Annotated in this window: 23 protein-coding genes and 1 pseudogene; 16 read left to right on the plus strand and 8 right to left on the minus strand. The window is 57.0% G+C overall.

The window, feature by feature from the left end; translation table 11 throughout:
- Positions 1 to 205: 205 nt before the first annotated feature.
- The 6 genes from BSU04_RS04780 (at position 206) to BSU04_RS04805 (ending at position 7,366) form a co-directional block, all read left to right on the plus strand.
- Positions 206 to 1,078 carry a hypothetical protein gene (locus BSU04_RS04780; RefSeq protein WP_089159523.1) on the plus strand — a complete coding sequence of 291 codons (873 nt, stop codon included), beginning with the start codon at positions 206 to 208 and terminating at the stop codon, positions 1,076 to 1,078.
- Positions 1,079 to 1,385: 307 nt separating this feature from the next.
- Positions 1,386 to 2,507, plus strand: a complete 1,122-nt coding sequence (locus BSU04_RS04785; RefSeq protein ID WP_089159524.1) for a polyamine ABC transporter substrate-binding protein — start codon at positions 1,386 to 1,388, stop codon at positions 2,505 to 2,507.
- 204 nt (positions 2,508 to 2,711) lie between these two features.
- Positions 2,712 to 3,872: an ABC transporter ATP-binding protein gene (locus BSU04_RS04790; RefSeq protein ID WP_089159525.1), complete on the plus strand. Its 1,161-nt coding sequence runs from the start codon at positions 2,712 to 2,714 to the stop codon at positions 3,870 to 3,872.
- Positions 3,869 to 4,843 (plus strand): ABC transporter permease subunit, encoded by a 975-nt coding sequence (locus tag BSU04_RS04795; protein WP_089159526.1) that lies wholly within the window; start codon positions 3,869 to 3,871, stop codon positions 4,841 to 4,843. Before BSU04_RS04790 ends, BSU04_RS04795 begins: the two co-directional genes overlap by 4 nt.
- Positions 4,840 to 5,751: an ABC transporter permease subunit gene (locus BSU04_RS04800; protein ID WP_089159527.1), complete on the plus strand. Its 912-nt coding sequence runs from the start codon at positions 4,840 to 4,842 to the stop codon at positions 5,749 to 5,751. Before BSU04_RS04795 ends, BSU04_RS04800 begins: the two co-directional genes overlap by 4 nt.
- A gap of 37 nt (positions 5,752 to 5,788) precedes the next feature.
- Positions 5,789 to 7,366: a DUF3138 family protein gene (locus tag BSU04_RS04805; RefSeq protein ID WP_089159528.1), complete on the plus strand. Its 1,578-nt coding sequence runs from the start codon at positions 5,789 to 5,791 to the stop codon at positions 7,364 to 7,366.
- 1,140 nt (positions 7,367 to 8,506) lie between these two features.
- On the opposite strand, the gene BSU04_RS04810 is transcribed toward BSU04_RS04805, so the two are convergent.
- The gene (locus BSU04_RS04810) at positions 8,507 to 9,754 is read right to left on the minus strand and encodes an integrase catalytic domain-containing protein (protein WP_256982164.1); all 1,248 of its coding nucleotides are present in this window, start codon (positions 9,752 to 9,754) and stop codon (positions 8,507 to 8,509) included.
- 178 nt (positions 9,755 to 9,932) lie between these two features.
- Here BSU04_RS04810 and BSU04_RS04815 point away from each other — a divergent pair.
- The 6 genes and pseudogenes from BSU04_RS04815 (at position 9,933) to BSU04_RS04840 (ending at position 17,197) form a co-directional block, all read left to right on the plus strand.
- Positions 9,933 to 11,289: pseudogene (locus BSU04_RS04815) on the plus strand (IS1182 family transposase).
- A gap of 521 nt (positions 11,290 to 11,810) precedes the next feature.
- Entirely contained in the window at positions 11,811 to 12,539 is a 729-nt protein-coding gene (locus BSU04_RS04820; protein ID WP_089159529.1) for an NAD(P)H-dependent oxidoreductase, read from the plus strand.
- Between the two features lie 28 nt (positions 12,540 to 12,567).
- Complete coding sequence (locus tag BSU04_RS04825; protein ID WP_089159544.1) at positions 12,568 to 13,317, plus strand: electron transfer flavoprotein subunit beta/FixA family protein; 750 nt, start codon at positions 12,568 to 12,570, stop codon at positions 13,315 to 13,317.
- Between the two features lie 13 nt (positions 13,318 to 13,330).
- Entirely contained in the window at positions 13,331 to 14,266 is a 936-nt protein-coding gene (locus BSU04_RS04830; protein ID WP_089159530.1) for an electron transfer flavoprotein subunit alpha/FixB family protein, read from the plus strand.
- A 66-nt stretch (positions 14,267 to 14,332) separates the two neighbouring features.
- Positions 14,333 to 15,517 (plus strand): acetyl-CoA C-acyltransferase family protein, encoded by a 1,185-nt coding sequence (locus tag BSU04_RS04835; RefSeq protein WP_089159531.1) that lies wholly within the window; start codon positions 14,333 to 14,335, stop codon positions 15,515 to 15,517.
- A 285-nt stretch (positions 15,518 to 15,802) separates the two neighbouring features.
- Complete coding sequence (locus BSU04_RS04840; protein ID WP_089159532.1) at positions 15,803 to 17,197, plus strand: aminotransferase; 1,395 nt, start codon at positions 15,803 to 15,805, stop codon at positions 17,195 to 17,197.
- 988 nt (positions 17,198 to 18,185) lie between these two features.
- Here BSU04_RS04840 and BSU04_RS04850 read toward each other — a convergent pair.
- Together BSU04_RS04850 and BSU04_RS48720 are read right to left on the minus strand one after the other, a co-directional pair.
- Positions 18,186 to 19,052, minus strand: coding sequence for a reverse transcriptase domain-containing protein (locus BSU04_RS04850; RefSeq protein ID WP_373452796.1), 867 nt, complete (start codon positions 19,050 to 19,052; stop codon positions 18,186 to 18,188).
- Positions 19,018 to 19,305 carry a reverse transcriptase domain-containing protein gene (locus BSU04_RS48720; RefSeq protein ID WP_373452797.1) on the minus strand — a complete coding sequence of 96 codons (288 nt, stop codon included), beginning with the start codon at positions 19,303 to 19,305 and terminating at the stop codon, positions 19,018 to 19,020. Before BSU04_RS48720 ends, BSU04_RS04850 begins: the two co-directional genes overlap by 35 nt.
- A gap of 176 nt (positions 19,306 to 19,481) precedes the next feature.
- Between BSU04_RS48720 and BSU04_RS04855 the strand changes: the two genes are divergently transcribed.
- The gene (locus BSU04_RS04855; protein WP_089159534.1) at positions 19,482 to 19,715 is read left to right on the plus strand and encodes a hypothetical protein; all 234 of its coding nucleotides are present in this window, start codon (positions 19,482 to 19,484) and stop codon (positions 19,713 to 19,715) included.
- 36 nt (positions 19,716 to 19,751) lie between these two features.
- On the opposite strand, the gene BSU04_RS04860 is transcribed toward BSU04_RS04855, so the two are convergent.
- Positions 19,752 to 19,970, minus strand: a complete 219-nt coding sequence (locus tag BSU04_RS04860) for a hypothetical protein (protein ID WP_089159535.1) — start codon at positions 19,968 to 19,970, stop codon at positions 19,752 to 19,754.
- Complete coding sequence (istB, locus tag BSU04_RS04865; RefSeq protein WP_089159536.1) at positions 19,967 to 20,734, minus strand: IS21-like element helper ATPase IstB; 768 nt, start codon at positions 20,732 to 20,734, stop codon at positions 19,967 to 19,969. The genes BSU04_RS04860 and istB overlap by 4 nt, the downstream gene beginning before the upstream one ends.
- Between istB and BSU04_RS04870 the strand changes: the two genes are divergently transcribed.
- Positions 20,727 to 21,971 (plus strand): IS4 family transposase, encoded by a 1,245-nt coding sequence (locus BSU04_RS04870; RefSeq protein ID WP_144021125.1) that lies wholly within the window; start codon positions 20,727 to 20,729, stop codon positions 21,969 to 21,971. The two genes, istB and BSU04_RS04870, sit on opposite strands and share 8 nt — an antisense overlap.
- 580 nt (positions 21,972 to 22,551) lie before the next feature.
- Here the strand turns inward: BSU04_RS04870 and BSU04_RS04880 are convergent.
- The 3 genes from BSU04_RS04880 to BSU04_RS04890 are packed head-to-tail and all read right to left on the minus strand — an operon-like array spanning position 22,552 to position 25,521.
- Positions 22,552 to 23,502 (minus strand): ATP-binding protein, encoded by a 951-nt coding sequence (locus BSU04_RS04880; protein WP_256982169.1) that lies wholly within the window; start codon positions 23,500 to 23,502, stop codon positions 22,552 to 22,554.
- Between the two features lie 34 nt (positions 23,503 to 23,536).
- Entirely contained in the window at positions 23,537 to 24,364 is an 828-nt protein-coding gene (locus BSU04_RS04885) for an integrase catalytic subunit (RefSeq protein ID WP_144021126.1), read from the minus strand.
- Positions 24,365 to 24,396: 32 nt separating this feature from the next.
- Positions 24,397 to 25,521, minus strand: a complete 1,125-nt coding sequence (locus BSU04_RS04890; RefSeq protein ID WP_089159541.1) for a J domain-containing protein — start codon at positions 25,519 to 25,521, stop codon at positions 24,397 to 24,399.
- A gap of 228 nt (positions 25,522 to 25,749) precedes the next feature.
- On the opposite strand from BSU04_RS04890, the gene tnpA reads away from it, so the two are divergent.
- Positions 25,750 to 26,157 (plus strand): IS66-like element accessory protein TnpA, encoded by a 408-nt coding sequence (gene tnpA / locus BSU04_RS04895; protein ID WP_089159542.1) that lies wholly within the window; start codon positions 25,750 to 25,752, stop codon positions 26,155 to 26,157.
- Positions 26,158 to 26,180: 23 nt separating this feature from the next.
- The coding region (gene tnpB / locus BSU04_RS04900) for an IS66 family insertion sequence element accessory protein TnpB (protein WP_373452798.1) at positions 26,181 to 26,275 on the plus strand (95 nt) is incomplete at its 3' end.

Raw genomic sequence — 26,275 nt, forward strand, 5'->3', positions numbered from 1 at the left:
ATCAGCGGAGCAGCATAGGGCGCAATTAAGATGCCTCCGTTGCCGCAGCTACATAGGCGAAATTTACACGAAGAAGTATTTTGAAAATTGTTGAACCCCTGTTCAGTAAGTCATATACTTCGAGCATACACAGGTTGGTTGACCATTCAATAAGGCGCGGCAACTCTTGCTACGAAAGTAAGTGTGGACGTCGCTAGGAGACACCATGTTGGCCTCATTAGATGACGTCGAGACGGCTGCCGCAGAACGGGTATATGTAGACGATCTAAGCAATAGCTTTGGCCAGTTCGGAGGGGCTATCGATGAATTTCCGCAATGGCCAAGTCGTTTCGCGCGTCGGCCCGACGGGCCCGGCATGGGTGCGCTGCTTCGTCTGAAGAGTCTGGGAGCTTGGCCGTCGGGCGGCACGATGTTCGTTGGTGGTACACAGATACCGCTGAGTGTCGGTCGGATAGGCCGTGCGCTCGTACGCGACCTGCGTCGAGTTAATCGCGTCTGTACCTGTCTCGGGATAGTCTTTAAAGGCTTTGAGCTCTTCGCGCGTCGCTTGCTGCTAGAGCGCGTGGTTCTTGCCGAGACATGTGGTATCTATTCTGCGTTCCAACCCAGTGGAGAGCAGCCGCGTATCGCCATTGCGCGTCGAAGGCGTTCGAAGGTGATGCTGCTGGATGAAGCAATCTCGGACATTGATGCCGAACGCAAATTGCGGAAGGTCGATCGCGCATTCTCCCGAGAAGGTCAAAGGAGTTTCGTGATAGCAGGTGTAACGGAGTTCGCACTGGGTGTTTCCAGCGGACAATGTTTCTATATCAAAGTCGGCCGTGGGAGGGCGGACGCCGGACAGGTTGCCCCGCGCGCCACGAAATTTTCTTCACCGACACCTTGCGGTGGCGCAAAAGCGGTTTGCAGGAACTTCGCTTCAAGGCTCCAAACTTTGCGCCTGACCGTCAACCTTTTTCAAGTATCGAAGCCATCTTCAGAGACAAGGAAAGAACTTGAAAAGGATACGTCCCGTTCTGGCATTTCTGACGAGCCGGATACGTTCGCAAGAGCGCGACTTTATGGCTCAAAACATTGAAGATGATCGCAATGCTGATGCTGGAATAGGAGCGTCAATACGATGGTCCCCGTAGCTCGGAATCATCTTTTCTTGAGGACTGAGGACAGTGCGGCACCTTGACCTTGACAAATATTCGAGGGTCGATTTGCGGTGAAACCAATTCGATTGACCGACTTTCGACCTCGACCGATTCAAATTGACGTCTTAATTCAATTCTAACTGTTGCAAGACTTCTCCTCACGGAGCATGCGCCGCACACCATTTTGACCTGGGCTCGCACTGATATTGAGCAGTCGTGGCGGGCGTCTTAAACTAAGGAAACGACATGAACGTTCTTCACCTTCGTCACGCGGCCGCGGGTGCAGCGCTACTCGCTGTCACCAGCTTAGTCGCACTATCGGCCACGCCAGCAGTTGCAGCTGACGCGGAGCTTAACGTCTACAACTGGTCGGACTACATCGCCAAGGACACGGTTCCGAACTTCGAAAAGCAGAGCGGTATCCACGTGAGATACGACAACTTCGACAGCGACGATACGCTTCAGGCCAAGCTGCTCGCGGGCAGCTCCGGCTACGACATCGTTGTGCCGGGCTCTTACAACATGGCCAAGCAAATACAGGCCGGTATCTATCAGAAGCTCGACAAATCGCAGATGCCGAACCTCAAAAATCTAAATCCAGCTCTAATGAAGATGATCTCTGATGTCGATCCAGGGAATCAGTATGGTGTGCCTTGGGCCTACGGCACGGACGGTATCGGTTATAACGCAGAGGCTGTGCAGAAGGCACTCGGCGTCAATGCGCCGGTCGATAGCTGGGCACTGTTGTTCGATGCGGAAAATCTTTCGAAGCTCAAGGGTTGTGGGGTGTCCTTCCTTGATGACCCGAATAACGCGTTCGCCGCAGTGTTGCAATACATGCATAAGGATCCGAATAGCACGAACCCTGGCGACTATCAGGCCGCTTTTGACGTGCTGAAGAAAGTGCGCCCCTATATCTCTCAGTTCAATTCCGCAGGCTACATCAACGATCTCGCCAACAACGACATATGCGTTGCTTTCGGGTGGTCCGGTGACGTAGGTATCGCGAACCACCGCGCCACCGAAGCGCAGCGTTCGTATCATGTGAAATTTTCCAACCCGAAGGAAGGTGGCCTGCTGTGGTTTTCCGTGATGGGGGTGCCGAAGGACGCACCTCACCCAGAAGCCGCAATGAAGTGGATCAATTATATCGAGGATCCGAAAGTCAGCGCATCGATCACGAATGAGGTGTTCTATCCGACTGCCAATAAGGCAGCAGATCAGTTCGTGACACCGGCTATTGTGCGCGACCCGACCATCTACCCACCGGAGGAAGTCCTGGTCAAGATGACGCTGATGAAGCCGCTTCCGGTGAACATTGTTCGGCTCGAAAACCGTCTGTGGTCGCAGCTTAAAACCGGTCACTAATCGATTACCGACGGTAGACGAGCACGAATGTTTGCGGTGCAGCAATCGCTTGATGCCTGCGCCGCCCGAAGCGGGTAATAGTGCAACCAGCCTGCGTCGAAAGCGCGCAGTCCCATGTTTCCCATCGCAGTGCACCTTGCGAGTCGCCTTGGGCGTCTCGTCGGGGACACTTACGCCTGCGATTAGCAAGGAATCGCACCGATTATGAAAATGACACCAACTCTCAGCGCCACCCAGGTGGCTGGACCAGTGGCTACGTCCGAGATCAAGACAAAATCGGACGAATTCGTCCGCATCGAAAACGTCGTTAAGAAATTCGGCGACAGCAATGCTGTCGACAACGTCAATCTGAGCATTGCTAAGAACGAGTTGTTCGCGCTGCTCGGCAGCTCGGGCTGCGGCAAGTCTACGCTCCTGCGCATGCTCGCAGGGCTTGAGACGGTAACGTCCGGGCGTATTTTCGTCGACGGTGAAGATCTCGCCACGATGCCGCCGTACAAGCGGCCGGTCAATATGATGTTCCAGTCGTACGCACTGTTCCCGCACATGAGCGTGGAGGCGAATATTGCCTTCGGCCTGAGGCAGGAAAGCACTCCGAAGAACGAAATCAAGGAACGCGTTGCGGACGTGCTGAATCTCGTGCAGATGAGCAAATACGCGCAGCGTAAGCCTCATCAACTCTCAGGCGGCCAGCAGCAGCGTGTGGCGTTGGCCCGGTCGCTCGTCAAGCGCCCCAAGCTGCTGCTGCTCGACGAACCCATGTCAGCGCTTGACAAGAAGATCCGCCAGAAGACCCAACTCGAACTGGTGAACATCATCGATAAGGTCGACGTGACCTGCGTGATGGTTACGCACGATCAGGAAGAAGCGATGACGATGGCCGGCCGCCTCGCGGTGATGAGCGAAGGCCGCATCGTGCAGATCGGCTCGCCGACCCAGGTGTACGAGTTCCCGAATAGCCGCTTCTGCGCCGAATTCGTCGGCTCGACAAACCTGTTCGAGGGCACGGTAGTTGCGGATGATTCGGACCACATCTTTGTTGAAAGCGAAGAGCTCGAAGCCCGCATTTACGTGAGCCATGGTATTACCGGCCCGCTGGGCATGCCAGTGGGTATCTCGGTTCGTCCGGAACGCCTGCAGCTGTCGCTTGACAAGCCCGCTACGCCACATAACTGGGCACGCGGTGTGGTGTCCGACGTCGCGTACATGGGCAGCTATTCGCTGTATCACGTGCGCCTGCCGAGCGGCAAGAAGGTGGTGTCGCATCTCTCTAGTTCGCACCTGATGAGCGAAGGTGTGCCTTCGTATAACGACGAGGTGTTCGTCCACTGGTCGCCCGCTAGCGGCGTGGTGCTGACGCAATGACGCATCCCACTTCCTCCTCTTCCTCGGCGCTCGGCGCGCCAACCGGCGGCCGCCTCCTAGCCCCGCTGAAAAAAAGTATCCTGGTGCTAATGCCGTCGGGCCGCAGGGCCGTGATCGGTGTGCCTTTCCTTTGGCTCACGCTTTTTTTCGCGTTACCGTTCGTACTGGTCCTAAAAATCAGCTTTGCCGATCTGCGCATGGGCGTTCCGCCGTACACGGACCTCGTAACGGTCAAGGACGGCATGGTGTATTTCGCGATGCAGCTCAGTCACTACGCGTTCCTGCTGCAAGACGACCTGTACATTGCCACCTATATCAGCTCATTGAAGATGGCCGCGGTATCGACCTTCTTCTGCCTGCTGATCGGTTACCCGGTTGCATACTACATTGCTCGATCGGAACCCGCTAAACGCAACCTGCTCATGATGGGCGTGATGCTGCCGTTCTGGACCTCGTTCCTGATCCGCGTTTATGCATGGATAGGCATCCTTAAGGACGATGGCCTGCTCAATCACACTCTGATGGCGATCGGCATAATTCATTCGCCGTTTCACCTCTACCACACGGATATCGGCGTCTATATTGGTATGGTCTATTCCTACCTGCCATTCATGGTGATGCCGTTGTATGCACACTTGGTGAAGATGGATCTGACGTTGCTCGAAGCTGCCTATGACCTCGGCTGTAAACCCTGGACCGCATTTACACGCATCACATTGCCGCTGTCTAAGAACGGCATTATCGCCGGCAGTTTGCTGGTGTTCATCCCGGCAGTGGGCGAATACGTGATTCCGGAATTACTCGGAGGCGCCGACACGCTGATGATCGGCCGCGTGATGTGGGACGAATTTTTCAACGACATGGACTGGCCGATGGCATCCGCTGTCACCGTCGCCATGGTGCTGCTGCTGCTCGTGCCGATGGCCGTATTCCAGTACTACCAGGTCAAGGAACTGGAGGGCGCGCAATGATCAAGCCTAACAGAACGCTTTCCACTTGCGTGCTGACGTTCGGGTTTCTGTTTCTTTATATCCCGATCATAAGCCTAGTGATTTATTCGTTCAACGAGTCGAAGCTCGTCACCGTATGGTCCCGCTTCTCGCTCAAATGGTACGGCGCGCTGCTGCAAGACACTGAATTGTTGAGCGCCGCGTGGCTCTCGATGAAGATCGGTCTGCTCACCGCGTGCGCCTCTGTGGTGATCGGCACGTGGGCCGGCTTCGTGTTGGCGCGCTTCGGACGGTTTCGCGGTTTCACGATGTTCGCCGGCATGATCAACGCGCCGCTCGTCATTCCTGAAGTGATTCAGGGCATCTCGCTGCTGCTGCTATTCGTCGCGCTCGAACAGATCCTGGGCTGGCCGAAGGGACGAGGACTCTTCACGATCTGGATCGGCCACGTAATGCTGTGCGTGTCCTACGTCGCGATCATCGTGCAGTCTCGGGTCAAGGAGCTAAACAAGTCGCTCGAAGAAGCCGCCCTCGATCTCGGCGCCACGCCGTTCAAGGTGTTTTTTTTGATCACGTTGCCACTGATCTCGCAGGCGCTCATATCCGGCTGGCTGCTGTCATTCACGATATCGTTCGACGACTTGGTTCTCTCTGCGTTTCTCTCCGGGCCGGGCTCGACCACGCTGCCGCTCGTCGTATTCTCGCGCGTGCGTCTAGGCCTGAATCCCGAGATGAACGCGCTCGCCACGATCTTCATCACCACGGTGACGATCGGCGTGGTTGCGGTGAATCGCTGGATGCAGGTGCGCGAGCGCAAGCGCAACCGCGATATGCAGATGGCTTTCGCGCTCGCCGAAGCCGCCGATCCGCTTCCCTCAATACCACAACAAGCCGCCGTACGAAATCCGCTCGATACGGCACGCGCATAAAAAGTCTTTTGCAAGCCGACCAACGAGGAGAAATTGCATGAAAAGGAAACTTATCTGTCTGTTGGTGGCGGGAAGTCTGCCTGGTATGGCGATGGCGGACTCCACCAGCGACCAGATCAAGGCGCTCAAGGCGCAGCTCAACGTGCTACAGAACGAAGTGAAGCAGTTGCGCTCGGAGGTGGCCTCCAAACCCCAGGCCAACGCGGCGACGGCAGCAGCCCCGCGTGTAGCTGAGGCGCCGATCGATATCTCGTCGCCAGACTACGGCAAGGCACGCGCGATGCTAAATAACGACCAGGTCGACACGATGAAGCAGCAGATCGCAAACCAACAATTGAAGGTTGATTCGCTCGTCGATGCCGCCAACACCGGCCCGCTCGCGGGTCTTTCGGTGACGGGCTATATCGACCCGGCCTATATCTATAACCGTGCGCAGAGCAGTGCTTCGTTCCTGTTCGCAAATCACGAAAGCAGCTATAGCTACTTCAACAGCACATTGGGCGACTTGTACCTCGACATCAAGAAAACTTTCGGTGTGGGCCCAATGGCTCCGTCGGCAGAAATCACATTGATGCCAAATCGCGGCAACGGTATTACGCTTTTGCAGACCGAACACGGAGAGCTCGGCGACAACATCCTGAACACGGTGGTGGTAACCGTCCCGGTGACCCCAACGACAACATTTGTGGCTGGTCTGATGCCAAGCTTCGGCGGCTATGAATTGCAGCAGTCGAATCAAACGCTTACGCTCACACACAATCTACTGTACGACTTCTCGGATCCGGGTAGCTACGTCGGCATCGGTGTGAACTACACGGGGGACAGCAGCAATTGGGCGTGGAAGTTTATGCTGGGCAACGAACAGTACCGCACGTTTGGTTCGGTGGTGCAGACGGGCACCAATGCACTGGGCGATCCGATCACCAGCAGCAACAAGATCCCGTCCTTCACCGCCCGCGTCGACTACACCTGGTCGAGCGCGCTGGATATCGGCGGCTCGTTCAATATCGGCCGCCAAAGCCTGTCCGCCGCTAGCGAGAGCGTGAACGGCAACACTGTCCCCGTGTATGGCGTCGGCGGCCAGGCGTCCAGCGCGTTCGGTACTTTCTTCTTCAGCGAAGCTGATATGGCCTATACGCAGGCCGACGTCCAGTACAACGCCGAACTCGACTACGGCCAGCAGCAGAACGCTGCGTTCAACGGTGGCCAGGCCCAGTGGTACGGCTTGTCGCTGCTTGCTCACCGCAAGTTCACGATGCCGATCGTTGGCCGCATGGGCGCCACGATGCGCTATGACGTGCTCGTCGACACCAAGAACGGCGGCGGCGGAGGTGGCGTCGCGCTGAATTCGAACGGCATGGACACTGCGGACGGATTTGGCATTGGGGCGGACTGCCTGGCTAATTCGAAAGCCAACGGCGGCCTCGGCTTCGAGTGCAAGGGCGCGACCCATCAAGACGTCTCGCTCGATCTCTTGTTCTATCCGACCCAGCAGATCACGGTGAAGGTTGAATACCGGCACGACTGGGCCAACAAACAGGTTTTCCTTAAGAACGACGGTTCGTACGGCAAGTCGAACGACCTGATTGCGACGCAATTCATCTACTCGTTCTAGTCTTAATGCGGGAGTGCGACGTGAAGTCGTGCGCAGAATCGTTTCATCTGGCTTCGACCGGGGAGGAAGCTTAAAAGACAAGTTACGTTGTGCGACGATCTCAGACAATTTCGTTAGTCATACGAAATGTATTGATAGGTGAAAGTGATGGATTAAGCGACGGTGCATTCGCGAGAGTGTGCCGTTGTCTGCCGGCGTTGAGGCGGATGGGTTCCTAGGTTGGGCGTGTTGGCTAGCACAGCGAACGGCTGGTAGAAGTCGTCATAAGAAATAAGCCGAGGGCACTGTCGGGCTTGAGCTAAACCAGAACACCGGCGGGCTTGTCAATTAAGGCACGCCGGCAACATGACGCTCGGCGAGGAGGTAGAACCTAAAGCGTTTTTGTCTCTTACGCTGGAACACGATGCCCGGTCGTTCGCCCATGCCACCGTTTCGGCAATGGCAGGTGACCCGCGAGGCAGGCTGCTGGACAAGTGGGATGAACGCCGAAAAAGCGAATGTTGGTCTGTAAATTGATTTTGTAGGCGTTCAAGATTTGCCTCGCCTCGAAAGAGGGGGACTTCCGCGTGGTGAAGTTGTCGTAGGTCCAGGTTTGTGGTTCATTGAGGTGACGCTGAAGAGTGATCGTTGCAAAACCGTTCATCGCCTCCTCACGCCAGCAACGAGTCGAATCAACATTAGGGTCGCCTGGAAAGAGCTCGTATGTGACGCGACTTGCGGCATCACGAAGTTTAATGGCGTGTAAAACCCGCGTTGGCGACCGGGCGCAGCCACTCGCGCAACTGCTGTGATTAAGCGCCGAGACAGTCTTTTCCAATTCAGGTTTGAGCCTGGAGCGGCCCGGGATCGGCAATGCGAAGCGAGTCGATCCGTTGTTGATCGGCCGAGTATATCCGGGAGGCTGAGAGGGGTTGATGATGAGATTCATTAGGACAAGACGCGCAGCGGCGTGTCAGGCCGAAGGCAAAGTTCGTGGGGAGCCGGTGGGCAACAGCGGAACCGCGTAGCGGCTGTCCATAGCCTTGTGCTGTGAACAGCGCCGTTGTCCACGGGCGGGCGCGAGATTCCCGCCATGGCGTAACGGCTACCGCGTGTACCGGACTCGGTACACGCTTCATGTTCGGCGGCGTAGCCGCCTGTTCAGGCTGTGCGTTCAATGACGCGTCTGAACAGCGCGGCGCGGGCTTCGTTCAGTTCCGCGCCTGCCTCCAGGTCGGTCAACGCGCAGGCGCGTTGCCGCAGATCTTCGAGCGTGGTGCCCTCGCGTAGGAAGCTTGCCGCATCGGGCAGGCTGGCGAGTTTGTCCAGCGGCGTCATCGCATCTTTCGGGCGATACGTGCGCTTGATGCGCCCGGGCTTCTTAGGGTCGGGCACATCGGTGGAGAAGAGGCACGGTCGGTGGAAGTTCAGAAACGGGTTGAGGAACTCCACGCAGAATGTGTTGAAGTGCGCCGCATGGTGCTGCGGGATGTGGCCGTAGCCGAATATCTTGCGCACCACTGCGCCGTTTTTGGTCTCCGCCAAACCATTGTCGTTACTGTGCCGAGGGCGACTGCGCGTGAACTCGATGCAAAGCTTGTTCAGCATCCCGGCTACCCGGTGGTTGATGTACTCGCTGCCGTTGTCGGCGTGAAAGCCCAGGATGGTGAAAGGAAACTGATCGAGCATCTGCTCGATCACGGGTAGCAGGTGTGCATCGGAGATTGTTTGCACCGTGGCCGTCACTTCCCACTGGGTGACGCAATCGACCGCGTTGATGTGGTACAGGCCCTTGGCGCCATCGAGATCGCCTTGATGGACGCTGTCGATGCGGATGAAGCCGGGGCGACCCTCGGGGGCTGGCGCACGGCGCGTGCCGATCGTCACCGCCTTCGTCGGCTGGGTCTTTGTCTGCACGACGCGCCGGTCGCGATAAGTGGCGCTGTTGCGCAGGTTGTACAGGTGCCCCACTGAGAGCGAGCCCAACCGTTCGAAGCGCGCATCGCCGAAGACGTCGCGCTGGCGGCGCAGCACGCAGGCCGTGGCCGGTCCCGAAAGTGTGCCCATGGCGCGATCTACTTCGGCTAGCAGCGCCACATCAAGGGGCGTATAGCGCTGTGCAAAAGCGTGTTCGGGGGCGCGGTACTGCTTGACCAGCGGCTTGCGCGCCATCCAGCGTGACACCAACCGCGTGACCTGCGCGCGGCTATAGCCGCTCAGACGCTGCAGATAGGCCAGTGCCACGCCACGCTCTGGGCGCTTCAACTGGCGGTAGTCCATGCGCCGTAGCACGGCGTCAATCCAGGCGTAGCGCCCCGCATCATCCCCCGCCTGCCTGAATTCGAGAGCCTGCGTGCCCGCCAGGACCTGCCGCATCTTCTCGACGGTGCTCACTTGTGCTTCGTTCATATCGATCACCATCCCCTGATGATGATCGACCCGCCACGCCGGTCAGTTGCCCGTCAGCCAGCCTTCTATTGTCGTTCCCGGTCTCTATAGGAGACTGTCGGATTTTCAGGGTAGAAGGTCATCCGGGCGGCAGCGTTGTGCGTTAATGAATCAGCCAGTTTGCTGAGAGAGCCCATAGATGAGTCGCTTCGTGCTCGTTGATCGTCAGACCGGTTATCTGTTGCCGCCGTCGGTGAAGGACTGGTTGCCGGAAGACCATCTGGCGCGGTTCGTGGTGGAAGTCATCGCGCAGATGGACCTCTCGGAGTTGAGCAGAGCGTATGCGGGACGAGGCATGGCGGCGCATCACCCCGAGGTGCTGCTGGGTTTGCTGGTGTACGGGTATGCAACCGGGGTGTTCTCGAGCCGCAAGATTGAGAGAGCGACCTATGACTCGGTGGCGTTCCGCTACATCGCGGCGAACACGCACCCGGACCATGACACGCTGGCCACCTTTCGCAAGCGGTTCGCGAGCCAGATAGAGAAGCTGTTTGTGCAGGTGCTGCTGGTCGCCAAGGAGATGAAGCTGATCAAGCTGGGCCGGATTGCGCTGGACGGCACCAAGGTGAAGGCGAACGCAAGCAGGCATCGCGCGCTGTCGTACGGGCACATCGGCCGGATCGAGGCGCAGTTGCATGAAGAAGTACAACAGTTGATGGAAATGGCCGGGAACGCGGACCGTAACGGTGTGCCGGACGGAATGGATGTGCCGGCGGAGCTCGCGCGACGCGAAGCGCGGCTCAAGGCGTTAGCCGAAGCGAAGGCGAAGATCGAGGCGCGGGCGCGGGAACGGTTCGAGCAAGAACAGCAGGAGTACGAAGCCAAGGTGGCGCGTCGCGAGGCGCAGCGCAAAGATGGCAAGAAGCCGCGGGGCAAGGACCCGAAGCCGCCGCAAGACGGTGCCAGGGAACGCGACCAGATCAACCTCACGGACGAAGAGTCGCGCATCCTGCCGGTGTCCAGTGGCGGCTTCGAGCAAGGCTACAACGCGCAGGCGGCAGTGGATGTCGAAACGATGTTGATCGTGGGCACGACGGTAACCCAGCAAAGCAACGACAAGCGCCAGGTCACACCGATGCTCGACGTGCTGGGGGCGCTGCCCGAGCCATTGGGTCAGCCTGAGGTGTTGCTGGCGGATGCGGGCTACTTCAGTGCGGCCAACGTCGCTACCTGCGAGGCCGCGCACATCACCCCGCGGAATCGCGATCCGGCGCGACGCCCATCATCTGCCGCTGATGGAACGCTTCGCTGACGATCCAGCACCACCCGAGAGTACCGATCCGCTCGTCAGCATGATGCACCGACTCAAGACAAAGGCGGGTCGCGCGCTTTACGGGCTGCGCAAGAACACGGTTGAACCGGTGTTCGGCATCATCAAGCATGTGATGGGATTCCGGCAGTTCTCGCTGCGCGGGCTGTCCAACGTCGGGGCGGAATGGTCGCTGGTCGCGCTGGCGTGGAACATCAAGCGGATGAGTGTGTTACGAGGCGCGTAGGACCTCAAAGAGGCGCTTTGCGCGACCCCAACGCCCCGGGTTGCCGCTCCAATCTTCTTTCAAACTACTTTTATCGCGTGTTGACGACGAGGTGAGTCCGCAAACCGGCGCGAACTCAGTCAGCTACTTGAACCGTTTTGAATTACGCTTCACCTCAACTCCGACGGTCTCCTAGGCTCATTCCTCGTTGGAATCACGCCCGCGCCTTCAGGCTCACACCTCGTTGGACAAGACTGAGACTTGCGGCATGCCGAGATAAAGAGTAATCTTGATGAACGAACGTTCAACCCGTATTTGACGGGTAATAAAGATTGCAGGGAGCCAGACATTGAGTAGTTGTGAAAGGCCGGGCAAAGGTCGCTTTCTCAGGCTCCGAATCTCGATCGGTTTTCGAGAACTTGTCAAGGCAATCGCTCCGACGATTTGCGTCTTCGAACAATGCATCGCTAAGCCATCTTTTGCTCTATTGATGCGTCTTGTCGACAGAACATTGAACTCTGGAATTTTTGGGGCATTTCAACATGAAAGTATTGATCGTTCACGCGCATCCGGAACCGCAGTCTTTCACGGCATCGATGAAGCGGCTCGCGATGGAAACGCTGCAGGTGCAGGGGCATGAAGTAATGCTGTCGGATCTGTACGCGATGCACTGGAATCCCGTTGCGAGCGCGGCAGATTTTGGGGTGCGTCAAAACCCGGATTATCTCGTTTATGCGCTGGAGCAGCGAGAAAGCGTCGCGGCAGGTCAGATTGCCCCGGATATAGCTGCCGAACTTGACAAGCTTCTCTCGTGCGACTTGGTGATTTTCAGCTTCCCGCTTTATTGGTGCTCAATGCCTGCGATTATGAAAGGATGGCTGGACCGCGTGCTTGTATCGGGCAAGATTTACGGTGGATTGCGTTTCTACGATCGGGGCGGTATGCGCGGCAAGCGTGCGTTGCTTGCCTATACCTGCGGCGGCCGCGACTTCATGTTCGGTGAGCACGGTATCCACGGTGAAATGGACATAATGCTGCGCCACGTTCTGCGCGGAACGCTGGGCTATGCCGGTTTCGAAGTGTTGCCATCGTTTGTGGCGTTTCACGTGCCGTATGTCGCACCGGGTGAACGGGAAGCGATTCTAGAGCGTTACGGCGATTACCTGACGAAACTTGAAGAACTCGAGCCGCTTTCCTTTCCGACACTTGACGATTTTGATGCGGAGATGCGCCCTTTGGCCAGTCACCCCCTGGTCGCGGAACAAGACTGAGCGTTTCGACGAGGATATTAAAATGAGTATTAAGGTACTGGTCGCGGTCAAGCGAGTGACGGATTTCAACGTTAAGGTCAGGGTGAAATTGGACGGCACGGGCGTCGACATCGCGAACGTGAAAATGTCGATGAATCCGTTCGACGAAATCGCTGTGGAAGAAGCTGTGCGCTTACGCGAAGCTGGCGTGGCGACCGAAGTGATCGTGGTGTCCGCGGGGCCGACGCAATCGCAGGAAACGTTGCGTACGGCGCTGGCCATTGGCGCGGATCGCGCGATCCTCATCGAGTCGTCGGAAGATCTGCAGCCGCTGGCGGTTGCGAAGCTATTGAAGGCGCTAATCGACAAGGAACAGCCGCAACTGATCATTCTCGGGAAGCAGGCGATCGACGACGATTCAAACCAGACTGGCCAAATGCTCGCCGCGTTGGCTAACCTGCCGCAAGCGACGTTTGCGTCGAAGGTGGTAGTTGCCGACGGTAATGTTACGGTCCTGCGTGAAGTGGACGGGGGCGTCGAAACGCTGTCGCTGACGCTGCCTGCCGTGATCACCACCGACCTGCGCCTGAACGAGCCGCGCTACGTGACACTGCCGAACATAATGAAAGCGAAGAAGAAGCCGCTGGAGACTATTAAGGTGGAAGACCTCGGCGTCGACGTGTCGCCGCGCCTGAAGACGTTGCGAGTCGCCGAGCCGCCCAAGCGCTCCGCCGGCATGAAGGTGTCGGACGTGAAGACTCTGGTCGAGAAGCTGAAAACTGAAGTCAAGGTGTTATGAGGAGTCGAAAAAAATGACGAACTTGGTAATAGCAGAACACGACAATGCGTCGATCAAGGCCGCGACGCTGAATACTGTTGCTGCGGCACAAAAGATCGGCGGTGATATTCATGTACTGGTGGCAGGTTACAACGCGCAGGCAGCGGCGGATGCGGCAGCGAAGATCGCGGGTGTTTCGAAAGTCCTGCTGGCTGACGCGCCGCATCTCGGAGCCGGCCTCGCGGAAAATATCGAGGCGACGGTGCTGAAAATCGCGAAGGACTACACGCATATTCTGTCGCCTGCTACCGCGTACGGCAAGAACATCGCCCCGCGTATCGCAGCGAAACTCGACGTCGCGCAGATTAGCGATATTACGGCGGTGGTTTCAGTCGATACTTTCGAGCGTCCAATCTACGCGGGCAACGCGATCGCGACGGTACAATCGGCTGACCCGATCAAGGTCATCACGGTTCGCTCAACCGGTTTCGACGCGCTTGGCGCCGGAGGTGGTTGCGCTGCGATCGAGAAGATCGACGCGGCAGCGGACGGCGGTCTCTCGCTGTTCGTGAGTCGCGAAGTGACTAAGCTGGACCGCCCGGAACTGACGACGGCAAAGATCATCGTCTCGGGTGGCCGCGGTTTGGGCAATCGCGAGAACTATACGAGGGTGCTGGAGCCGCTGGCCGACAAGCTAAACGCAGCGCTGGGTGCATCGCGTGCAGCAGTCGACGCGGGCTTCGTGCCGAACGACTATCAGGTCGGGCAGACCGGCAAAATCGTCGCGCCACAACTGTACGTGGCGGTCGGTATCTCGGGCGCGATTCAGCATCTCGCAGGTATGAAAGACTCTAAAGTTATCGTTGCGATCAACAAGGACCCGGATGCCCCGATTTTCAGCGTGGCCGATTATGGTCTGGTGGGCGATCTGTTCGCGGTGGTGCCTGATCTATGCGCGCAGTTAAGTTGAGTTGAAAGGTGATACGCGCTGAAAGGAATATCGGTGGCCGGCGGGCTTTAAAAGAAAGGAGCAGCAATGAAGCGCGAAGTTGTGATCGTGAGCGGTGTGCGTACGGCGATTGGAAGTTTTGGGGGTAGCCTGAAAAACCTGTCGCCAACGGAACTGGGAACACAGGTTGTGCGTGAAGCGCTTGTTCGCGGCGGCGTTCTCGGCGATGAGGTCGGGCATGTCGTCTTTGGCAACGTAATCCATACGGAACCCAAGGATATGTACCTTGCGCGTGTTGTTGCAATGGACGCCGGTGTGTCAGAGCGCGTGCCCGCGTTCACGCTCAATCGCCTCTGCGGTTCAGGGCTGCAGGCCATAGTTTCCGCAGCACAAATCATTATGCTCGGCGATGCCGATATCGCGGTAGCGGGTGGTGCCGAAAATATGAGCCGTGCGCCCTATGTGATACCGGGCGCCCGTTTCGGGATACGCATGGGCGATGCACAGGCGATCGACATGATGCTCGGCGCGCTCAACGATCCGTTTCATCGTGTTCATATGGGTGTGACCGCCGAAAACGTTGCTGAGCAATTTGGAATTAGTCGCGACGATCAAGACGCGCTGGCATGTGAGTCCCACCGTCGAGCGACTGCTGCGGTCGAAGCGGGCTATTTCAGGGAGCAGATTGTGCCTTTGTCGATTTCCGCCCGAAATGGACCCGTCGTTTTCGACACCGATGAACATCCGCGTGCGAACTTAAGCCGCGAAGAACTGGGAAAGCTCAGGCCAATTTTTGCGAAGGGCAATGGGACGGTCACCGCCGGAAACTCGTCGGGTCTCAACGACGCAGCCGCTGCGCTTGTCCTGATGGATGCCGCAGTTGCGCAGCAGCGTGGCGAACGGCCCCTCGCGCGCATCGTGGCATACGCCCATTCTGGCGTCGATCCCCGGATCATGGGGATAGGGCCTGTGTCAGCCACGCGTGCTGTGCTGGCACGAGCAGGATTGACCGTGGCCGACCTCGACGTCATTGAAGCCAACGAGGCTTTTGCCGCACAAGCCTGCGCGGTTACGAACGAGCTGGGGCTTGATCCGGTCAAAGTGAATCCGAATGGTTCAGGGATTTCACTTGGACACCCGATTGGCGCAACCGGGGCGCTCATCACTGTGAAAGCGCTCTACGAGCTCAGACGGACGGGGGGGCGGTATGCGCTCGTGACGATGTGCATCGGCGGTGGTCAAGGCATCGCTGCCGTTTTCGAGCGGATCTGAGCGGAATCGCATTCCGGCCCTAACGCGTTTCGATGTTCTCGATAACTACCGTGCTGTCGCGTAGTTTTGTGCTTAGTCACAGATCAACGCAACCAATTCTGGTCAACATATTTTTTACAAGCGGAGTGGCGCTCAACAACCTTTTTATGATCGGCCAACATTAGAGGCGCAACCACGAGATCAACCTTGAATTGGCTGGCGGTCACGCCGACTTGCCCGTAGCAATACAACAACCTAAGCAGTTAAACGAAGTAACTGTGCGTGCCTCGCACGAACGAGGAAATTATGAAACCTTTAGACAATCTTGATCAAATTCGCAAGAACGATAACGAATCGTGGTTCCACCCGTGGGAGTCAATGGCCGACGTGGGTGCTGCGAACCGGACCGTCATTTCCCGAGCGGACGGAATCTACGTCTACGATGAAACTGGCCGTCGCCTGATCGACGGGCCAGGCGGAATGTGGTGCATGCAAATTGGATATGGCCGCCAAGAGATGGCCGATGCGATTTCGAAGCAGATCATGCAGGTGCCGTACATGAACCCGTTTTCTCTGACGAGCGAACCGTCGGCGAGGCTCGCTGCAAAACTCGCAGAGTTGGCGCCTGGGGATCTTAATCACGTGTTCCTGACGACGGGCGGCTCAACTGCCGTCGATACTGCACTTCGGTTCGTTCAATTTTATAACAATGTGAAAGGTCGCAACAATAAGAAGCACATTATTTCACGTGCCTCTGCATACCATGGTAGTACGTACCTATGCTCGCTGGTTACGGGTAAGGACCGCGACAAGAATTGGTTCGACATCGGTTCGCCATTCGTACATTTTCTGCCTTCGGTCAACCCGTCGCGCCGTCCCACGGGCATGACCATGCAAGCGTTCGCTGATGAAAAGGCACACGATCTCGAAGCAAAGATCCTTGAACTGGGCCCGGAAAATGTTGGCGTATTTATCGCAGAACCGATTCAGTCATCCGGCGGTGTAATTGTTCCACCGGACGGGTATCTGCGTAAATGCTGGGAAATTTGCAGAAAGTACGACGTACTGTATATCTCCGACGAGGTAGTGACCGGCTTTGGGCGTCTTGGCCACTGGTTTGCGTCGAAGGATGTTTTCGGCATTGAACCGGACATCATCATCTGCGCGAAAGGCCTTACCTCCGGCTATCTGCCGCTTGGCGCTTGTCTGATTTCAGATCGCGTGTTTTCCGAAGTGTCGGGAAACAATGCGAGAGGCGCTACGTTCGGTCACGGATTTACATATTCAGGTCATCCGGTCTGTAGTGTTGCGGCGCTCAAGAGCATTGAGATCATCGAGCGCGAAAACCTCCTGGAGCACGTGCGCGACGTTGGTCCGTATTTTCAGGCCCGCTTGCAGGAACTGCGGGATATTCCCATTGTGTTCGATGTACGAGGCATGGGCCTCGTCGGTTGCGTAGAATGCACGGTCAAGGATATTGCTAAAGACTCACTGGCGTTCGACAGCAATCTCGGCGCGCGGATTGATCAACATTGCCATGAGCTTGGTTTGATGCTACGCCCGATCGTCAACCAGTGTGTATTTTCGCCACCACTTATCATTACAGAAGCGGAGATTGATCTGATGATCGAAGCGATGCGTGAAGGTATCTTGCGCACCATGCGCGACATCGAACAGGAACTGGGCATCCTGATTGGGTGAAGCCGTCCTTATGGAAAGGAATGTGCCACTATCTTAACTTAGACGGCAGGGGCGGGTTGCGATTCGTCCCTCGGCTCGGGTTACCTGTTGGACAAGGAAATTCATGAAGGTTCAAACTAGGAAATGGTGAGGTGAATCATCAATAGTCGAGATCGACCGTCTGATTGCGGCGTTGATCTTGTAGAACCGATTGCTATGGCGGCCGGAGCGGGGTAAGCAGGGCCTGCCTGTTTCGCTGTCTATGCAAGGCTTCGATGTTGCGGGCGATTGCCAGTCGAGACTAGGCGCGTGTGGTGCCTCTTCTTTCAAATCATTCATATGGAAACTACCGCCATCAAGCTCATCTACATTCTAGAATTACTAGTTGTCGCGGCCATGGCAGAAGGATGTTACACACTGGCGGTTCGCCTTGATCGGATTCGCTTGGCCAGGCGAAATGCGAGAGACTCCAAGCGGATCGCGCTGATTGTTCAAAAGGCGTTCAGTGAAATGGACGTTATTGCGGAGCAAAGGCGATGGACTGGTTGTAGCTCAGAAATTATAGCTACGCGTTATCCGTACATGAGAGCTCGCGGATTCCGACAACGGCTCTTATGTTTGAGTGTTCAGGGCGCGTGGTTCGTCGCGGAATTCACCTTAGATGATTTCGACATGCGGCGGGTAGCCGTTGACCCGTTAAGCGAAGAGTTCGCTCGAGTCTGGCTTGAGGACAGTCGTGACCTATACGAGAAGCATTTCGGCTCGCCGGAAATAGCCTAGACGCCAGCGTAGAAGAATAACAAAATATCACTCTGTCGCTTTAGGCAAGCTTGCGCCCGACGGCGGGTTATCTGGCATGATCGGCGGTTGATTTTACCCGCAGAAGAGCTGATGCTGTACAAACATAACCAGGCGGGCTCCGAGTAGGTGAGGAGGTTGCCCCCCCTCACCCCTCACAGATCCGGACGAGCCCAATTAATGCATCCGGTTCCTCATCGCGCAGATTCGCTCACGGTTTGGCGTAACGATGAACAATCCGAGGCTGCGGTAACGGAAATAGGTTGAGTATTTTCGTGAAGGCAACCCGTGGCATGGAGCGTTCGTTCGACCTTCGCGACAACCACTTACGCCAGATGCGTGCGACCTGATGCGGCAGGGTCGCCAAGCGCTCATAGTTCCCACTGATGCCAAAGTAGGCGTAGTGCCCCTTAAGCATCCGACACAAGCGCTGGTGCTGATCGCGAAGCGGCCGGGTCCGCATACTACGGCGGACACGGCGGATTGCTTTGAGCGTCCTTGCGACGCGATCTTTGGCGGTTAATTGCCGTACCATTGCCCGGCCTTTCTCCGAAGTCACCCACACATGGGTGAAGCCGAGGAAGTTGAAGGTCGTGGCCAACGGCTCTTGGTGATCATCGTGATCGGATTGGGGTTTGAAGCGGAAATCAATCATCTGGGTTTTGTCCGGATGTAGTTCTAGTCCGTACTTACCCAAGCGCTTTTCCAGCACCCGCAAGACACGTTCCGCATCGTCCTTGTGCGCAAGTATCACGACAAAGTCATCCGCGAAACGAACCAAGGTGCTTGGACCACGAAGGCGCGGTTGCACCTGCGCGGCAAACCATTCATCCAGAACATAATGTAGAAACACATTAGCCAAGCAGGGCGAAATCACCCCACCTTGAGGCGTGCCGAACTCCGGATAAGACAGCTGGCCGTTATCCAGCACACCCGCTTTTAACCACTTGTCGATCAATCTTCTGACTACGCCATCCGTGACTCGCCTGGCTAGAAGCTCTCTCAATTTGGCTTGGTCGATGCTGTCAAAGTACTTTCGCACATCAACGTCGAGCACCCACTGTCCACCACGATACATAATTCCCTTCCACACGGAGCGCAGCGCCTGCCTCGTGAGCACTGCGACCGGGTCGGAAACCGTAAGAACAGTCGTGAAAGTCGTGTTCATAGATCGGCTCCAGAAGCATAACAATGGCACGCTGCGCCGCCTTGTCTTCGAAAGAGGGAATGCCGAGCCCACGAAGACTGCCGTCCGCCTTGGCGATGAAATGCCGACGGACTGGCTGCGCGCGGTATCGGCGTGACTTGAGCCGGTCGACTAGCCCGAGCAGATTCTGCGTGAGATTGACTGCATAATCCTCTCCGGACTGACCCCGGGCGGTCGGTCAAATTCCCCCGGGTATGGTCACTTCAAACTCCCCCATCTGACGACCGTCGACTGAGTTGACGGGTGAAGTGTTGCAGGACGTCTATCTTCGTCTCCTTCGAACAAGAAGGAGTTCAGGGAGTGAACGTCTTGAAGCCGCACCTGCAAAGCACCGTATTCACGCTACTCGAGCGTAACAAGAGCCAGCGCCAGATCCAGCGGCTTACGGGCATCGACCGTAAAACAATCCGCCGCTATCAGGCGATCTTCGAGTCAGAGAAGTCTGGATCGGCAAACTCCTCCATAGTTGTTAGCGGCGGTGCAAATCCGGCACTAAACGGCGGCACAAGGTTGAGTAGGAGCGTCAACGAGTAGGGGCCGTTACCGGCACCTACTGCCGAGTGAGGGTCATCAGAATAGATCGTCGACGTCGTTCAGGTGAGCGTTCACGGGAGGTGCGCGTTGTTCGTGTAGCAGTTCGTGCAATGCGAACTGATAGTGCAGGCAGATTCGCTCGCGTAGATCGTCGATGAGTTCGATGACGGCGAGTGCCTGATCGGCGGACCAGTTGTCCGGAATCAGGAAGTCGAGCCCACAAGTAATTCCTGAAGGTAGATGAAGGCGCGTCATGATGCCTTCTTTTCGGCCTTGGCCGCAGTACGTTTCTTCGTGCGTTGCTCAGCGCGTTCACGCGCCTCCTTGACGCGATAGGACTCGCCCTCGATCACGACGACTTCCGCACGATGCACCAGTCGGTCAACAAGGGACACGACGCAAGCCGCGTTCGGAAACACCTCATGCCATTCTTTAAATGGTCTGTTTGTCGTAACCACGGTCGAGGTGACCCCGTACCTCCGGCTGACGAGTTCAAACAGCAGATCGGCGTGGCGGTTCGAGTACGAGAGGTAGCCAACCTCGTCGATCACGAGCACGTCGGGCGAGGCATAGCGATTCAGTCGGCGGCGCAGGGCAGAATCGCTATCGAGCGCGGCTAGTTCACCAAGCATCTGGCCGGCGGTGGTGAACAACGCGGTGTGGCCACCTGCGATTGCCTGATAGGCGAGATTGAGCGCCAGTGTGGATTTACCGACGCCGTTCGGGCCGATCAGCACGACGTTGGCGGTGTCCTTGACGAACTCAAGTGACATCAACTCTTCGACGGCAGCACGATCGCACCGCTTGGGCCATGCCCAATCAAAGTCGCACAGCGGTTTGAAGCTGCCTAGATGCGCGTCACGGATACGGCGCTCCAGTGAGCGGCGACCGCGCTCGTCCTCTTCCCACTGCAGCAGAGGTGCGACCCACTGTTCGCCCGCAACGTCGGGCCAATGCGCCAGCAGTCCATACAGGCGCAAGGCGTGTGCGCGGGGTTGTAGTACATCAGGCGTGTTCATCAGAGTCTCCCGTGATCTTGCCGCGCGATTGCAGTCGGCCGAGTTTCTCCAAATAGCCCGGCATTCCGAACATCCCGGCGCGTTTACGCGTCATCGCAAGTTGCCCTTGCCCTCTCTGGTCGCGTTACTACTCACCGGCATGCGCATGAGCGTACAGGCCGAACTCGATGTGTTCTTCGCCCATCTACGGCAACAAGCGCAGCTGGTGCGCCACGTCTCTGAGCAAGCCTTCGCGCAAGCGCGCGCCAAGCTATCCTTGCGCGCCCTCCCGCAGCTCAACGACTGGGTGATCGAGCGCGCCGAACATTATGGCTTTATACCGCGCTGGCGTGGTTTGCGACTGGTCGCCGCCGATGCCTCCACCATGCGCTTCGGTCTGCGGGCCAGCCATGTCAAGCGCGCGGCGCTGGCCGATCAAATCGCCTTTGGCCTGTTTCTCCCCGGCGCCGAATTGATGCTTGCCGCCTCGCTGCACAGCGTTCATGAGCGTGGCGAGCGGCAGATGTTGTTCGAACATCTCCATCGCCTCTCCAGCACCGATTTGCTGCTCCTCGACCGAGGCTATCCTTGCCGCTGGCTGGTGGCCGTGTTGAACCAGCTTCAACTTCCGTTTTGCATGCGTGTCGATTCCTCCGGGTTTGCTTGCGTGCGCAAATTCCTGCGCTCCGGACTGCTGGAACAGATCGTCACGCTGGGCGCTCCCAATTGCCGCGACGCGCGCGACTACGAGTGCCCGCGCGAACCTCAAACGGTGCGCCTGGTCCGCCACGTCGCCCCGAACGGCAATGTGCGCGTCCTGATGACCACCTTATTCGACTCGGTACGCTTTCCCGCCAGTTGCTTCGGCGACCTCTACCATCAGCGCTGGCGAATAGAAGAAGCGTTCAAGCGCCTCAAGCACCGGTTAAACCTCGAGCATGTTTCCGGGCTGTCACAACGGGCTGTGGCACAAGATCTCGCCGCCAGGGTGCTGTGCGACAACCTGCAGGCATTGACCACCCTGACGGCCCACACCTGCCATGAATTGCCGCCCGACCGACGCATCAACCGCGCTTACGTGCATTCCGTGCTCAAGCCTCTACTGCCATCCCTGTTGCTCGGCATCGCCGCGGCGACCTCGCTGGCGGACGCCATGGCCCTCATCGCACGCCATACCTTCCGTCATCGGCCAGGAATCTCAAAGCCACGCAAACCCCGCTCGAAACCCCACAAATCCATGACGCAAAAACCTTGCTGAAAGATCTCAATTTCTTAACTTGGGTGGATTGCATCGATACTTGGCGAAAGTCCGATAAGGCAACGTGGACATGAATAAGGATTCGCTGCTGCCGAAGCATTGAGTCGGTATTCGATAGTGTCATGGCATTGAGGACAATTTTCCTGAAGCCGTCGGCAATGAATCGGACACTGATCGAGCAGCAGGCACTGAAACAATGTTGCATGGAAACCATCGATCAAACAGATTGGACAGTACCGCAGTACGTTGCTGAAAATTGCGCGCGCGAGCGTCTGGTTTTGGATGGGCACGAAAGCGTGTGTTATGCGCGCTGACGAAATGCCGAGATTGGTCGAAGTCGTCTTGACGTCAATCATTGACGCGAAGCGCAAATCGAGGTTCGGTTCGGCATCGATGAGATCGGCGCGGCCCAGTGGCGCCAACAACGCATTCAAAGGCAGGCGATTGAGCCATTGGAATTTGTTCAGAATCGACCACGCCGATTCACCATCGCAGGACCAGCGCGGCCGCGTGCAGAACTCCGGGGTCGAACTATCAAAACAGAAAATCGGGCGTGCTGACCGTAAATTTCGCATTCTGTTTAGGATTCGATAATACCAGGTGAAATGAGTTCGAGTGCCTGCGTGAACCCAGAATACTTAACAGCCTCATCCCAAATCAAGCGGTTGAGCCTGAACTTGTCGTTGTCCTGGCCAACATACTCGGTAAGAATATATTCGACCGCACGGGTGAAGTAGTCCATCATCTCGACATCTCCCGGAAGGCGAGCCTGTCGATGCGCGTCACCGAACGCATCCCAGGCAGATGCGCCTTCGTCGCCCAGTCGCAGCCCAGTATCGAACGCCTTGCGCAGGAAGAACCTGGTGTAGGGCCAGCCAGACTTGGGGGGATCTTCCGTCACGTCATAAGCGACCAAACAAGTTGCGCAGTCCTGTGCCGAGAGTAATCCTCGAAATGGAAGCTCGTCGACCATGAAGCGCGCAACAATTTGATCTTCACCCTGGGATTGGAACATCGATTTCTGCCCGCGCAACAGTGGTGTGCCGACCAGAAACGATACAAGCGAAACGCGATGTTTCGCCAACGTGTCATGAATTTCCTGGAGCCATTCATATTCAATTTGCGCAAGTCGTTGCGCATCATCGACGAACAGAACGATGCGGTTGCTCTTAACACGCTCGGCGATTTCGCGCAGACGGTTGACAAGTCGAATGCGTAGCGCCGATGGTGTGCCACCGCTTGTTGCCGCATGGCACGCCTCGCTCAACATGTTTGAAAAAAATGCGGACTCGGAAGGTGTTTTCTTGCGCTGGCAAGTAAGCTTGATCAACGGCAGCGTCTTATCTTTCTTCGCGAGGAATTCCTCCAGAAAATCGATCCCGCTTGATTTTCCGAAGCGCGAACGTCCATAGATAATGGAGCCGTGGATCTTGAATCGCAGTGAACGCACAATGAGCAAATAAAATGCATCCAATGTCGGAGTCGGTATGCGGTAGTCACGCGATGTCACCGGGTGACGTTCAAGCGACATTGGACGTTCTTGAGTGTTCATCATTGGACCGAGGCTATTTGGACTGGGCCTGGTTGCCGATGGCCAGTTGTCGCGGCTTGGCCGGCGGTGTCGGTGCCGCAGGTATCGGCGCTTGCGGACTGCCGACGTTTTCGACTGACGGCGTTTGCAGCGACTGCACAGCTTCAGCGATTCGATGACTACTTCGGCGTTGTGTTTTGACTGATTTCTGACGTTTGCTCTCGAGGTAAGCGGCAACCGGATCATTGGCATCGCCATAAGTCAAATCTTTTACGCGCTTGAGGCGTAAGATTTCACGCCGCAAGCGTAACGAATGGGCGGTGCGATGCCATGGCGCATTGGCCTGCAGCGGACCGAGTTCGGCGCCGTTTGGCAGAAATGCCTGAACAAAACGCAGATCCTGCGGATCGAAATAAATCAGAATCTTTGTGCCGATCAGATTGACGCCTTGGCCCAAAATCATGCTGGAATAACGGGCGCCGAAGAAATTGACATGCGGACGTAAGCCACCCTTCTTGTTGCCCCTCACAGTGCATTCGTAGGCTGGTTGCATCATGAACAAATTGCGGCGGCGATGTTCTGGAAGTGAGCGAAGCGGCGCGCACTGCGTTGCGAGGAAATAGCGCATCACTTCCAAAGGCGATCGCCCTGGCGACCCGCTGTGGTGGGTGCCGTTGTAGTTGGCAATGGTGACGTCGAGCAGTTCTTCCAATTCTTCGAACGTGACGAGCAATTCGGTATTGCCGCCGGGATCGGAAAGGCGGCGCCGAATGTCGGCAGGGCCCGTGCCAGTCGTGCCAGGCATTCGATGGGAGAGGGTGGAACCAATCGTTCCAAAGAAGGTAAGCGGTGTTTTCTGCACACTGCGGAGGAAGCATGAGGAGCGGCGCTCCCCTAGAACATATCGTCGAAACGTGGCGTGGCTAATGACCGTTTCACGGACTTTAGCCAGTCCTTAAGTTGCTTGACGTCGTCGAATACGAGCAGGTCATGCTCAAGGGCGTGGAGGCTCTCCTGCAGCGAGAAGATATCAGCGGCAAGATTGCGCATGATGGTGCCGGGCGACACGTCGATGAAGGGCGGAATTCCGTAGCTGTGCTTGAATCCGTACTCGACATGCAGGATTTCATGGTCGAGTTCGCCGACCTGTTCCTTCAGAATCTTGTTGTAGTGTTTCAACCGGTCTTCGCCGATGTTGTTGATGGCGCTCTGGTCAATGTGTTCTAACTCCAACTGCAACTCAAGCAATTGCAACAGGCTATTTTTGCTATACGCCTGATTGGCCCTCTGCATCAGGGTGGTCTTTCGCTCACGTTCCTGCGGGTCGGTTTCGCGGTCGGGATGCAAGGCGCTGGCCAGTTTGCGATAGACCTCTCGGATCGATAAACTCAGTTCGGTCTGCTCAACTTGTTCTCGTGCCTCTGCTGCGAGTTGCCTAGGTGTCCTTTTTCGTTTGGCGCGGCGCTCTTCCCGGGCCTGGTTTTCGAGTGCATCTTGTGCCTGGCGCTGTTCCATTTGCGCGTGCGCGCGCTGCAGCACATCCTCGGGCGAACTCATGTCAACGTCGTCGCCCAACTCGACCCCGAGCATAGCTTCGAGCACTGATTTCATGTCGTCCAACTCAGCGGCAGCTTCACTGTCAAAGTCGGATTCGCTGTATCGGTTGTAAATCGTTTTAAGCTCCGGATCGTCGCTCTCGGCGACCAGTTCACCTGCCAGGTCGCTGATCAGGTCTGCAATTGTGCGTCGCTCGGATTTGGTCAGCCCCTTCTGAGCGTAGACCTGGTCCAGGCGATGCACGAGCTTGGTCCGCAAGTCGATCGAAGTTTGCTCAAGGGGAGCAAACTCGCTTTGGTATTTCCGATGGAACGCCGGCATTGCAGCCTCCCAGGCACTCAGCCGGGCGCGCCGCTTTTCGATCTGCTTGATGAGCGTGTTGAACGCCTTTTGCCCTTTCGACAGATTAGACTTGTTATGGTCGGGAGCAATGCTGATGGACCTGAGTTTTGTCCTGGTCATAGGATGATTTCCGCTGGTTAATGCGAGAACGAGCACGCCGCTATTTTAGCCGAGGCCGCGTTTGCACCGCGCTGGCGCCCGCGTTGCGATAGCGAGCGCGCCTACGTTGCCGATCGATGGTCGACTCGTGCCAGAGCTCGTGGAGAACGCGGATAGGACGTAAGCGTCGCGCGAGGGCCGCACTTGATCTCGCTACCATGAGACGCCAAAGTGGTTCCCACTACTTGAATGGTGGGAACCACTTTGACATTAGAAAAATCGCGCTCGGGCGGTCGTAAAGGCTGCCCGAATCATAGTCCGGAGTTTCGGCGCCGAATGGTCGATGCGGCCTGTGAGCCCGGTGTCTCGGTTTCAAGTCTTGCTCGTGAGAACGGCTTGAACGCTAATCTGCTGTTCAGATGGCGACGAGAGCATAGGGTTAAACAGCAGGGCAAGGTTGGCGGGCTCATTCCCGTGAGCGTGGTGACAGACGTAGCGAGCGTGGTTGCGCCAGAGGCGTTGATCGAACCGGATAAGGCGAAGGCGACATCCCAGGGCGGCACGATCGAAGTTCGAATCGGCCGTGCAATGGTCAAAGTGGATGGCGCGGTCGATGTCGAGACGCTTCGAGCGGTGCTGGCGAGTTTGAGATCGTGATCGGCCTGCCGGCGGGTACGCGGGTGTGGATTGCAGCAGGTATCACCGACATGCGCTCTGGATTCCCGGGGTTGGCTGCCAAGGTGCAGACAGCGCTCGGTGAGAATCCGCTGAGCGG

It is taken from the genome of Caballeronia sordidicola (assembly GCF_002220365.1).
GTDB lineage: Bacteria > Pseudomonadota > Gammaproteobacteria > Burkholderiales > Burkholderiaceae > Caballeronia > Caballeronia sordidicola_C.